This is a genomic window from Streptomyces sp. NPDC008317, assembly GCF_042955955.1.
In the GTDB taxonomy this organism is placed as follows: domain Bacteria; phylum Actinomycetota; class Actinomycetes; order Streptomycetales; family Streptomycetaceae; genus Actinacidiphila.
On the sequence record NZ_JBIBFQ010000001.1, the window covers coordinates 243340 to 255525 of the forward strand.

Below are 12186 nucleotides of genomic sequence, written 5' to 3' on the forward strand. Positions count from 1 at the left end.
GCACGCTGAATGAGGGCAACGTGGGCCAACCAGGAGAACTCAACAACATTGCACATCAATGGTGTTGGGGCACGATCGATCTCTCGGAGCCGCACGGGTGGAATCCGCTCGTCGCCGAACTGGCCACCGCGGCCTGCGTGATGCTCGAACTCTGGGACCGGGTACTGAGCGAGCGCCAACGGGCCGAGCTCACGGACGCGTTCGCGGCCGACGACGCGCGGAGCGCCCGTACGGCCGCCGCCTTCCTGGCGGGGGTGAGCCGCCTCGGTCACGCCAACCCTTCACGGATGACCTCGTTCGGCGCGGGGCAGCGGCCCTCGGCGGCCCTCGACGCGGCGCGCGCGGCCTGGCGGACCCGGGCCCTGGAGGCGGGACTTCCCCTGCCGCCGCCCGGGGCCCCGAGCCGCCGGGCCGATCCGGAGCACGTCACGGCGGCGGTGCTGCCCCGGCTGACCGGCTGCGACTGCGCCGATCACGTCGACGGCGAGCAGTGCCGCGACCGCGACCACCAGGGCCTGTACGTGGCCGCGTACGCGCTGAACCGGCACGGCGCCGACGTCCTGCACTCCGACACCGTCGCCAAGGCGTACCGGGCGACCGGCGGACCCGCCTGGGACACGGTCAGGTGCGCGCTGGCGGACGACGTCGCCCGCGATGCGGGCCTCGGCGCGCGGACGGAGCTGGCGCGGCTGATCCGGCCGGCCGATCCCGTGCGCCTGACGGCTTTCGGCCGCCTGGTCTCGCAGAGCAACGCCCTTGCCCTCAGCGACACTTGCGGCGGCTTCGGGTCGCCCCACGACAGTCGGGAGGTGCTGTCGGAGCGGGCCCGGCGCCGCGCGCGCGAGGCGGTCGCCCGTATGCGGGTGGCCTGAACGGCACGTGCTGCGACTACCCCTCGGGCCGCGCCGCGCTCGGCGTCACCGCGCCGATTCCGGCCGGGCCGCCGAAGACGATCACGGGCTCGCGAGGGGCCGGGCTGTCGGTGGACGGCACGACGCCGAGGGACGTCAGGGCCGCCGCGGTGACCAGGCGCGTGACCTCTTCCCCGGCGGCCGGGTCCCAGAACCGCACGGTCGTGTCCGTGCGGCCGGTGCTCACCAGCAGGCGGCGGGAGCCGGGCGACCGTACGGCGTGGAGGGCGGATACGGGACCGTCGTGCCGGGTCGGCAGCGTGATCGGTTCCCGCTCCGGATCACCCGTCCACAGCCGTACGCAGCCGTCGGAACCACCGGCCGCCAGCAGCAACTCCCCTTCCCCGTCTGCCGGAAGGACCGCCAGGGACTCCACGGTGCCGATGTCTCCCGGCCATTCGGCGTGCGGTTCGCTGAACGGGCGGCACAGGCGCACGCCGCCGTCCTCGGAGGCCAGGGCGAGGACGCCGCCCGACAGCAGCGGCACGTACGTCAACGCGTGGACGGACCCGGTGTCTTCGCCGATGTGGAGCCACCCCAGCACCTGTCCGTTCGCCGGGTCGCAGTACACGACCGACCCATGGCGCGTCCCCACGGCCAGCACGGTCCGCCCGCTGTCGGCGAAGGAGGCGAAGGCGGTGGCGTGGTCGTCCCCGAAGATCCACGCGTTCATCATGCGCCAACGGCCCTCGCTCCAGACGCCGATGGCACCGTCCGGCAGTCCGGCGAAGACCATCGGGGAACCGCCGGGCGGCGCGTGGACGGCCAGGGCCGTCACCGGACCGTCAAGTCCGGTCCTGGGAAGGTCGATCGACCGGATGACCGCCCCCGTGGCCGCCGATCTCACGGTCAGGTTCCGGTCCGGGCCGACCTCGACGGTCCCGGAAGCGTCGCCGGGGCCGGGCAGTACCGCGAGCAGTGTCCCGTCGGCGCGCCGGACGGACCGCGCGAACCGCTCCGGGTGCCGCGCCCACGCCTCGGGGTTCCACACGCGCACGGTCCGGTCACCGGAGGCGGAGACCAGAAGCGGCACGCCGTCCCGACCGGGCACGACGGCCAGGCCCGTCACCCCGTCCGTGTGGTCGGCGGGGAACCGGCGTGCCTCCTCCCCCGTCTCGGGATTCCACAGGTGGACGGCGCCGTCGTCGGTGCCGAGCGCGAGCAGCGGCTCCGAGCCGGCGCGGAGGTACGGCGCGAGCACGGTCGCGGAGCGCCTGACCGTGCGGTCCCCGAATCCGGCGCCGGTCAGCGCGTCCCACAAGCCGACCGTCCCGCGCGTCCGGGAGGCCAGTGCCAGGAAGGGGCTCTCGCCCGTCCGGTCCCCGATCAGGGCCAGCGCGGCGATCTCGTCGTCATCCACCCGCACGGTGCACACCGGGCGGGTGGGGAAGCCCTGCGCGGCGGCCTGGACGATCTCGACGCGGCCCGCCCGTTGAACGGCCAGGAGTGTGGTGCCATCGGTGAGCGCCAAGGCCGCGAGCCCGAGCACCGAGGTCAACGAGTCGTCCCCGTACGCCCATTCGCCGCCGCGCGGCCCTCCGGTGAGCGGATCGCACAGCACGAGCCCCCTGGCCGTACCGATCGCCAGTCGGGGCGACCCGTACACGTCGCTGAAGGACACCATGGCCTGGACGGCCGAGGTGACCGGAAGTTGTCGCGTGGTGCCGCTCAACGGGTCGCAGATCCAGACGCCTTCATCGCAGCCGACCGCCAATTGCACCTCGGCTGATGGCTCTTCGGCATCGCTCACGACGGTCAGCGCCCGCGCGAAGCGGCCGTGTCCCGGGATCGGCGGTCCGACCGGGGTCACCGTGGCCGGGTCCCAGACCCGTACGGCCCCGTCGGCGTCGCCCACGGCGATCAGCGGTGTCCCGTCCCGGAGGGTGAAGGACACCAGGGAGCAGAGGTCCGCGTCCTGCCTCGCCAGGACGTTGCCCGGCACCGCGAGGTGGTTCCACACTGGCACGAGACGGCCGGCGGCCGGGCCGCCGCTGTCCCGTACCGCCGCCGGTTCCCTGCCCTCCAGCAGGGAGAAGCGCAGGCTGTCCGCGCGCGCGAGCGGAGGCGCGTCGGCCAGGAACGGCTCGATCCGTGCCCACGCGAACAGGCGCTCGGTGTCCGGGGCGTGCTCCGCGAGCAGCCCGAGAGCGCCCCGTACGTTCCCGCTCGTCTCGTGCGGCAGAAAGCCGTCGGTGACGACCCGGTCGTTCAGTACGCCTCCGGCCGCCGCGTGTTGCACCAGGTGGCGGCACACGTACGGGTACGGCAGCCCGGTCTTCCGCGCGTGAAGCGCGCTGAAGGCGGTGGCCAGTTGGCGGTGGGCCGCCCTGACGCCCGCCTCCGCCTCCTCGGACGTGCCGGGTTCCGCTTCCCCGGAGAGCAGCAGGCGCGGGTCCCCGCGCAGCACCTCGCTGATGCGCTCGTGGACCGGCCGGTAGACGTACTTGCCGTCCTCCACCCCCTTGGCCAGATATCCCTGGAGCGGACCTTCCTGCACCCGCCTGACCAGCGCCTCGGGCGCCGCGACCTCGCCTCGCGCCAACGCCTGTACGGCACACGGCCACACCTCGCCCCACGGAAGGCCGTCCCCTTGGGCGAACGCGGTCGCGCGCAGGACGTGCACGGCGGACCGGGCCGGTACGCCCGTGGCGCGCTCGACCGCCCTGAGATCCTGTCGCAGCAGCTCCTGGGTGCCCCTGCGCAGACCGCGCCGCCAGTCGGCGTCGTCGGGGCGGGGCAGCCGGTCCGGCGCCGCGAGCAGGGCTTCGGCGGCGAGGCGCGCGTCCAGGAAGGAGGGCGTCACTTCCTCCGCGACCGCGAGGGCGAGCCGTTCCAGGGCGCGGGGGTCCGGAGCCCGGCGGTCCGGAGCCCGGCGGTCCGGAGCGCGGGGGTCCGGAGCGCGGGGGGCCGGAGCGCGGGGGGCCGGGGGCGCCGAGGGGCCGGGACCTGTGGTGAACCGGGCCTTCAACAGCGCGCCCACGTACGCCGCGATGTCCTCGACGGTGTCGGCGTCGGTGTCCGTCCGCAGCGGTTCCCCGGCGTCCGTGGACCGAACGAGCAGACTCAGCAGATCAGCCGACCGGTCCACCGGCGGCCGGGGGCCGTCGCCGCCCGTGTCGGGGCGCGCGCTGCGCACGCCCAAGAGCAGTCGTACAGCGGGCAGTTCGTCGTCGGTCCACTGATGCGCCAGGCGGCGGACGAGGTCGGTGACGATCCTCGCGGGATGCTTGGCCTCGTCGATGCCGTCGATGACGATCGTCAGCGGACGGCCCTCCCGACGGGCGGTGACCAGTACGTGATCCAGCAGGTCGTCCAGGACGCCGACCCCCGAACCCCCGGTCGGCACCGTGCCGGTGAGCGCCGCGTAGAGCGCCGCCGCCAACTCGTCGGCGTCCGCGTTCCGCGCGAGCACCGCAGCGTCGACCGCCCCCACGGGCACCAGGAGACCGGGCGGAATGTCCTCGATGAGGGGCGCGTACGCCGGGTCCGCCCGGAACCCCGGGTCGCTGAGCGTCACGGCCCGGGCGAGCAGCGCGGACTTCCCCGATCCGGCCTCTCCGGTGACGACGAGCGTGCTCGCGTCTCCCGTCAGGAACCGGTTCAAGCGCCGTACGAGCCCGCTTCTGCCCGTGAAGTGCCAGCCGGGGCCGCCGTCCGACGGCCGGCCGGAGGCGCGGGAGAGCCAGTACGCGTCGAGGTCGGCGGCGCTCCAGGCGACGGCGCCGCGCGCGGGGCCGACGATGACGCGTTCGGGCGCGTAACCGGGGTTCGGGAGGCAGGGGCTGAGGTCCTGATGGTCGTCGCTGCTGATCAGCGCGTAGTTGGGCCAGAGGAACTGCACATCGAGCGAGACATCCCGCTTGCGCAGAACGCGCATCGCTTCGAAGAACTCCGCGAAGCTCAGGTGCGCGTTCGCGAACCCCGCCTCTTTTTCCTTGAAGTACGAGGAGACGGCTTGCAGGAGGCGCGTGAACTGCTGCGGACGCGGGGTCCCCGTCTCGTTGGCGGACGAGATGACCACGAGGGAGTTCAGGTTCCGCCGTGCGCTGTTCAAGGCTTCGAGCCGGCGTTGCAGGTCTTTGCGGAGGACACCGGAGTAGCAGGAGTCGACCATCACCAGGATGTGGTCGGAGTCGGAGTCCAGGACGCGCGCGATCAGGTCGCCGGTCTGGAACGCGGTCGCCGGGAGACGTCTCTCGTCGGAGTCGCGCAGCAGGAGGAAGTGGTCGTGCGACGGTCGGGTGACCCCGTGGCCGGTGACGTAGACCACGAGCGCGTGATCGTGGGCGGCCTCCTCCGGCCGCGCGTCGTCCAGGAATTCGCGCAGGTCGTAAACCGTGTCGAGCCGTTTCGGGCCGCGCCGTTCGAAGCGGCTCTCGCTCGGCGGTCTCTCGGCCCACCACTCCCGTACGACGGCGACTTGGGCGGCGATCCCTTCACGGAATTCGGGGTCGTCGTCCCGCTCCGATTCGGCGATCTCGATCAGCGATCGCCGGGCCGTTCGCGGAGCCGCGCCCCGGTTCACCGGCAGCCGTCCGCGATCACGCGTGCCACGGGGCCGGATTGGAGGTAGCGGGCGGCGCTGTGCGGGTCTCCGATGCCGTTGTTCACCCTTTCGTCGGTGATCCAGGGCCCCAGACCACCGAGTCCGCCGCCGCCGGTGACCACGTCCCCCGGGTCGAAGACATTGACCCACCCCGTACCGGCGGGCAGCCCCATGGGCTCACCGTCGGCGATGCCCAGTCCGCGCCGTACCGAGGGAACGGCCAAGGGGGAGCCGCACGTCAGGAGCGTACGCACCCCGGACGCGCGGTCGGGTGCGATCTCCTCCCGGCGCAGCAGGTCGTAGGCGATCACGCTGCCCAGCGAGTGCCCCACGACCACGGCGGTGTCCGCGTCGAACGCTTCCGCGACCAGGGCCCGGACCCGGGCAGCGAGACCGGGCTCGTACAGGTAGAAGCGCACCTCGCGCATCGCGCTCACGAAGAGCCTGCCGCCGCCTCGGGGGAAGCGCAGGTCGTACGCCATCACCAGGCGGGTGAGGCGCGCGGGCCAGAGCTGCGGCGGCCCGAGCGTCTGCGACTCCGACTCCCCGATCCGGTCGAGGTCTTCGCGGGGAACGACGTCCTCCAGCGCCCGGGTGACGAAGTCGGCCTCGCCGTCGCCCAGGGGGACTTCGCTGTCGAAGGGATCGTCGTCCGGGCCGAGGTGCTTGCCCGGACGGGCCAGGAGCCGTGTCCAGTGCGGCAGTTCGAGGGTGCCGGGCGGCAGTGTGGGCGCGCCCGCCGCGCCGAGGCCACGGTCGAGCGCCCCCGACCAGTCGCGCGTCAACTGCTCCTTGGACGTCCTGGACTGCCCGATCCCGTGCACCCCGACGATGCGCTTCACGCCCGTGACCCCCACCCCCAGTGCCTCTCGGTCAGGCGACGAGCGTAGTGCGGGGAGCGCCCTCGGGGAGGGCCGTCGCTGTCGCACCACGCGGTGCTGCGCCAGCGGCAACTGGCTTGACGCGTCGGGGATTCGGCCCGTCGCGCGGTGCGGGGCGCGGTGTCGGGTCATGACCCGCGGATGTCCTCAACGGCCGTGTGCCGCGCTCCTGTTACCGTCCCTGGGTGTACTCCCTTCATGAGCCAGCCCTGTTCACGCGGCTGCGCGACGCGCGGCGCGTGCTCGTCGCCGGCGCGGGCGGCGGCTTCGACGTCTACGCCGGACTGCCGCTGGCGCTCGCGCTGCGCGCCGAGGGCAAGGAAGTGCACCTGGCGAATCTGTCGTTCGCCGATCTGCACGGCCTGGACCTGGGCGTGTGGCTGGACCACGACGTGGCCGTCATCGGGCCCGACACCGTGGCCAGGGGTGACTACTTCCCCGAGCGGACGCTGGCGCGCTGGCTGGAGGGTCAGGGCCTCCCGTCCACCGTCCACGCCTTCGACCGGACGGGAGTCCAGCCGCTGCGAGCCGCGTACCGCGCGCTGATCGCCCACCTCGGCGGCGTCGACGCGATCGTCCTCGTCGACGGCGGCACCGACATCCTCATGCGCGGCGACGAGAGCGGACTCGGCACCCCCGAGGAGGACATGGCCAGCCTCGCCGCCGTCCGCGCGCTGGACGAGGTCCCCCAACGGCTCGTCGCCTGCCTCGGCTTCGGCGTGGACGCGTACCACGGGGTCAACCACGCCCTCGTACTGGAGAATCTGGCCGCTCTGGAGCGCGACGGCGCCTACCTCGGGGCCTTCTCCCTCTCCCCCGCCAGCCGCGAGGGCGCCCTCTACCTCGACGCCGTCGCCCACGCCCAGGCGTCCACGCCCGAGTACCCGAGCATCGTCCACGGCTCCATCGCCGCCGCCACCCGCGGCGACTTCGGCGACGTCCAGTTCACCGCCCGCACCAAGCGCAGCGAACTCTTCATCAACCCCCTCATGTCCCTCTACTTCTGCGTCGACGCCGTCGGCCTCGCCCGCCGCAACCTCTACCTCGACCGCATCGAGGACACCCACCTCACCCGCCAGATCAGCTCCGCCATCGAGCAGTTCCGCGACACCCTCCCCCGTCAACGCCCGCCCCGCACGTACCCCCACTGACCGGCATCCCGCCGGATCAAGACCCAGACCGTCCGCCCGCACCCGGGTCCTGCCACCCTCCGAGGGTGCCTCTCGTCCTCGATCATCGAGCCGGACGAGTACCGCGTCCCTGCGCTCCGGGTCGTCGATCTCCGGGCCGACGCCTCCGGCGCGGGTCCCCGCGAGCGCGTCAGTCGAGGCAGAACTCGTTGCCCTCGATGTCCTGCATCACGATGCACGAGTCGCTGCCGCCGTCGTACAGCAGCCGTACGCGCACCGCGCCGAGCGGGATCAGCCGCGCGCACTCGGCCTCCAGGGCGGCCAGCCGCTCCTCCCCCGCCAGGCCGGTGCCCACCCGTACGTCGAGGTGCACCCGGTTCTTGACGGCCTTCCCTTCGGGGACGCGCTGGAAGTACAGCCGGGGCCCCGCCCCCGAGGGGTCCACGCACGCGAACCACGACCCCCGCTCCTCCGGAGGCTGCGCGGCGTCGTACTCCCCCCACGTCCCGAATCCCTCCGGCGGCGCCGGCACCACGTACCCCAACACCTCGCACCAGAACCGCGCGACCCGCTCGGGCTCCGCGCAGTCGAAGGTCACCTGGATCTGCCGAATCGCCGCCATCACCCCACCCTAGCCGGGCCCCGCCCGACCCCTGGCCGGCCCGCCGACCCGGCGCGGCAAGCCAGGGCCCTTCGGGCCAGAGCCACCCGGGGACGGGAGGTCAGCCGGTGGCTTTCCAGTGGGTGTAAGGGGTGAGCATCTGGAAGGTGCGGGTGGGGCAGTAGAAGGAGCCGGCGGGGGAGTCGTAGTGGGTGTCGGCGTTGGCGGTGGAGGCGGGGGACCACGTGCCGTTGGTGCGGACGGCGATGTTGGCGGACTCGAAGGTGAGGTTGGCCATGTCGGCGCAGGAGGACGCCTGTCCGGAGGTGCCGACCGTGGAGTAGAGCTCTTCGATGTCCCAGCCGTCGGTGCGGCCGGACTGGTTGGCGCCGGACTGGGCGAAGAGGGTGTCCCACTGGCCGGTCGAGTAGTTGTAGAGGTCCGCGGACCAGGTGTTGGAGGCGGCGGAGGTCTTGACGACGCGGCCGGTGTAGGAGCCGGTGCCGCCGGTGTAGGTGGTGAGGAAGGAGCTGTTGATGGTGACGGAGGCGGCGAAGTTGACGCTGCGGCACCAGTCCCAGGCGGAGACCGAGCGGACGGTCCGCGTGTAGACGGTGACGAGTTCGACGCAGGAGCCGCCCGCCGGGTACATCGTCGGGGTGTAGATGGTGGTGCCGCTGTCGTGCACCGTGAGCTGGGTCGAGACGGACTGGGTGGCGCACGAACCGTCCGAGCCGGACAGCGACTTGAACGCCGTGCCCTGCGCCGGGTGGATGTCGAGCAGCGGCCGTACGACGGTGCCCGTGGCCGGGGAGGCCGTACCGAGCGGGCCCTTGGCCGCGATCCCGGACGGCGTCCCGTACTGCGAACGGTGCTGCCGCGTCAGTGAGTCGAGCTGGCGGTGGACCTCGGCCGCGGGCAGCGCCCCGCTGACGGTACGGCCGGAGACCGTCGCCGAGCCGCACGCGGGGGCGGCGGCGGCCACGGGGGACGGCGCGAGGGACGGCGCGGGCGACGAAGGGGCCGCCGCGGCCGTGCCCAGGCCGCAGCCCAGGGCCAGTGCCGCCGCGGTCACGAAAACGGTCGCCGTCGATTTCGGCTTCAGACTGCTCACGAGGCTTCTCGGACTTCTCACGCTGATGCGATCCTCTCGGAGGGCCGGGTGGTGCATGGGGCTCGCGTTACGCATGAGGTCATGCCCATGACAACCTGACCCGACCCGAAAGTGCCGTCTTCGGCCGGTAGTTGACCGTACGGTGGCGGGAAAGAGCCCGCCCCCGTACAGCCGAGCCACCGCGTGGCCGTACCCGTACGACCGGACCCCGTACGACCGCCGCCGTCCGGCCGTACCGTCCCCTCAGTCCCCCCTCAGTCCCCCGTCGGCACCAAGTCCCGCTCCACGGACGGGGATTCACGCCCCGGCGCCCCGGTCCGCCGCAGCACCGTCAGGGCGACGGCCACGGCCGCGACCAGCAGCGCCGCGCCCAGCGTCAGGCCGAACCCGTACCCGTCGGAGAGCGCACCGAGCGTCGCGCGTCCGCCCGTGCGGTGCTGCGCGGCGGTGCCCAGGGCGGCGAGGCCGAGGGAGGCGCCGATCTGGCGGGAGCTGTTGAGCAGGCCGGAGGCGGTGCCGGTCTCGTGGGGCGCGACGCCCGCCGTGGCGGTGGAGACGACCGGGCCGAGGCAGAGGCCGAAGCCGACGCTGGCGACGATCGAGGGGCCGAGGATGTCGGCGGCGAAGGACCCGTCGGCGCTGATCATGCCGAACCAGCCGAGCCCGACGGCCGTCAGGATGCCGCCGGTGACGAGCAGGGTGCGCGGCGGGAAGCGGTAGCCCAACTTGATGGCGAGCACGGAGCCGCCGATCAGGCCGAAGGTGAAGGGCAGGAACATCGCTCCGGTCAGCGCGGGCCCCTTGCCGAGGATGTCCTGGAGGTAGAGGGAGACGAAGTAGAAGGACGGCGTCATGGCGGCGCCGACCAGGAGGTTGAACGCGTTCGCGCCGGAGACCGAGCGGTTGGCGAACAGGCCGAGCCGGATGAGGGGTTCGCGGGCCGTGGTCCGCTCGACGGAGAGGAAGGCGGCCAGCAGGACGACGGCGACGGCGAGCGTCGAGAGGGTGGCGCCCGAGGTCCAGCCGTGCCGGTCGGTGCGGACGACGCCGAAGACCAGGAGCGTCATGCCCGCGGTGGCGAGTACGGCGCCGAGGACGTCGGGGCGGCCGGCGCGCGCGTTCGGCGCGGTCGCGGTGACCCCGCGCCAGGCAAGTGCCAGCGCGCACGCGGCCATTGGCACGTTGACCAGCATGACCCAGCGCCAGCTCGCGTACTGCGTGAGGAAACCGCCGATCACGACGCCGAAGGCGCCGCCCGCCGCGTTGACCGCGCTCCAGACGCCGAACGCCCTGACGCGCGCCCGGCCTTCGGGGAACGTCCCGGTCAGCAGCGCCAGCGCGGCGGGGGCGAGGGCGGCGGCGCCGATGCCCTGGACCGTGCGGGCGGCGACGAGTTGGGCGGGGTTCTGGGCGAGGCCGCCGCCGAGGGAGGCCAGGCCGAACAGGGCGAGCCCGAGCAGCAGCACCCGCTTGCGGCCGTAGCGGTCGGCCGCCTTGCCGCCGAGCAGGAGCAGGCCGCCGTACGTGAGGGCGTACGCGTGGATCACCCAGGTCAGGCCGACCGGGCCGAAGCCGAGGCCGGACGCGATCTGGGGCAGTCCGACGTTCACGACGGACACGTCGAGCGACACCATGAACTGGACGACGGCGACGACCGCGAGGGTCAGCCCCGGGCGGACGGCCGCCGGGGCCCCGCTCGGCGGGGCTGTCGGGGGCGCCGGGATGCCGGTGCCCCGGCCCGGACCCCCGCCCGGACCCCCTGCCGGACCTCCGCCCGGACCCCCCGGTTCGATCGGGCTGCTGCTCGGACTCTTCCTCATCCTCTTCCGCATCGCGGACTCCCCGTTTCTCGGCGTCGGCGCGCGCCGTCGCTCTCTGCCGCCTCGACTTTAGGAACGTGTTCCGAAAGTAGCACCGGATGTACCGGATGGGAATCGGGAGGGGGGCGGGGTACGCGGGGCGGGCACGGCGGCCGTACGCGGCCGGGGCGCGCTTCAGGGGTACGGACGGACCCTCGCGCAGGTCACGGCGTACGTCGTACGGCCCGTGCGCGGCGGCGCGGCATGATGGGCCCATGCCCCGACCGCCCACACAGCCCGCGTCGCCCCAGCCGTCCGAGCAGCCCGCGCCGTCCAAGCCGTCCAAGCGCGCAAGCGCCGCCCCCGCGCCGAACGGCCGCACCGGCCGCCCGCCCGTGACCTCCCGCGCGGAGATCCTCACGGCGACCCGTCGGCTCATCGACCGCGACGGCTGGGAGAAGCTGACGATCCGGCGGCTGGCCGCCGAGCTGGGCATCGGGCCGACGACGCTCTACCACCACATCCGGGACAAGGAAGACCTGCTCGTCCAGTTGCTCGAACACCACATCAGCCAGCTCGAACGCCCCGAACTCCCCGCCGATCCGCGCGACCGCGTCATCGCGTCCGCCACCGCGCTGCACGACGCGCTCGCCGCGTGGCCGTGGGCGGCGGAGGTGCTGACCACGGACGGTTTCGTCGGGCTGCTCGACGAATCGGCGCTGTGGATGGTCGAGGGCATCGTGTCCGGGGCGGACGAACACGGCTGTACGCAGGAGCAGTCCGTGCACGTCTTCCGCAGCATCTGGTACTACACGGTCGGCGAGATCCTGGTGCGCGCGCACTCCGTACAGTGGCCGAGCGGCGGCGAACCGCCCGTATTCCGCGAGACGTTCGACGCGGAGAAGGTGCCGCACCTGGCGGCCGTCAGCGGCCGGTGGCACGAACTGGCCCTACGGGACACGTATCGCGACGGGCTGCGGACGTTCGTGGACGGGTTGCTCGCGGCGGGCGCGCCGGGGGCTCGGGGGCCGGGCGGGGGCGCGTGACCCGTGCCCGGTGGGAGGGCATGACAACGACGTCCTGAACCGTTCGGTGTGCCGCCGCCTCACCACCGCACGGCGGCTTGTTCGCGTACTGTCAGCCCCGTACGCCAAGTACGCCCCGTACGCCCCGTGCTCAACGCCTTGCTCAGGCTCCCCCCACT

Annotated in this window: 8 protein-coding genes; 3 read left to right on the forward strand and 5 right to left on the reverse strand. The window is 73.3% G+C overall.

Annotation, left to right across the window (positions count from 1 at the left end; all coding sequences use genetic code 11):
• The first annotated feature begins 20 nt into the window (after positions 1-20).
• Positions 21-872, forward strand: coding sequence for an HD domain-containing protein (locus tag ACFY9V_RS00910; RefSeq protein ID WP_391158443.1), 852 nt, complete (start codon positions 21-23; stop codon positions 870-872).
• Positions 873-888: 16 nt separating this feature from the next.
• Here ACFY9V_RS00910 and ACFY9V_RS00915 read toward each other — a convergent pair whose 3' ends face one another.
• Both ACFY9V_RS00915 and ACFY9V_RS00920 read right to left on the reverse strand, forming a co-directional pair.
• Entirely contained in the window at positions 889-5436 is a 4548-nt protein-coding gene (locus ACFY9V_RS00915; RefSeq protein WP_391158446.1) for an AAA family ATPase, read from the reverse strand.
• The gene (locus ACFY9V_RS00920) at positions 5433-6299 is read right to left on the reverse strand and encodes an alpha/beta fold hydrolase (protein WP_391158449.1); all 867 of its coding nucleotides are present in this window, start codon (positions 6297-6299) and stop codon (positions 5433-5435) included. Before ACFY9V_RS00920 ends, ACFY9V_RS00915 begins: the two co-directional genes overlap by 4 nt.
• Positions 6300-6523: 224 nt before the next feature.
• Between ACFY9V_RS00920 and ACFY9V_RS00925 the strand changes: the two genes are divergently transcribed.
• A complete protein-coding gene (locus tag ACFY9V_RS00925; RefSeq protein ID WP_355339939.1) occupies positions 6524-7489 on the forward strand; it encodes a DUF1152 domain-containing protein in 966 nt (321 codons plus the stop codon).
• Positions 7490-7658: 169 nt separating this feature from the next.
• On the opposite strand, the gene ACFY9V_RS00930 is transcribed toward ACFY9V_RS00925, so the two are convergent.
• The 3 genes from ACFY9V_RS00930 to ACFY9V_RS00940 all read right to left on the reverse strand — a co-directional run bounded on the left by ACFY9V_RS00930 (position 7659) and on the right by ACFY9V_RS00940 (position 11003).
• Positions 7659-8090, reverse strand: a complete 432-nt coding sequence (locus ACFY9V_RS00930; RefSeq protein WP_355339936.1) for a VOC family protein — start codon at positions 8088-8090, stop codon at positions 7659-7661.
• 100 nt (positions 8091-8190) lie between these two features.
• Positions 8191-9183: a hypothetical protein gene (locus tag ACFY9V_RS00935; RefSeq protein ID WP_391158453.1), complete on the reverse strand. Its 993-nt coding sequence runs from the start codon at positions 9181-9183 to the stop codon at positions 8191-8193.
• Positions 9184-9437: 254 nt separating this feature from the next.
• Positions 9438-11003, reverse strand: a complete 1566-nt coding sequence (locus ACFY9V_RS00940) for an MFS transporter (protein WP_391158455.1) — start codon at positions 11001-11003, stop codon at positions 9438-9440.
• A gap of 374 nt (positions 11004-11377) precedes the next feature.
• Between ACFY9V_RS00940 and ACFY9V_RS00945 the strand changes: the two genes are divergently transcribed.
• Positions 11378-12028, forward strand: coding sequence for a TetR family transcriptional regulator (locus ACFY9V_RS00945; protein ID WP_391159533.1), 651 nt, complete (start codon positions 11378-11380; stop codon positions 12026-12028).
• The last annotated feature ends 158 nt before the right edge of the window (positions 12029-12186 follow it).

Coding starts and splice junctions, on each gene's coding strand:
- ACFY9V_RS00930 (WP_355339936.1), bottom strand. CDS start 8,090: ATGGCGGCGATTCGGCAGATCCAGGTGACCTTCGACTGCGCGGAGCCC.
- ACFY9V_RS00940 (WP_391158455.1), bottom strand. CDS start 11,003: ATGAGGAAGAGTCCGAGCAGCAGCCCGATCGAACCGGGGGGTCCGGGC.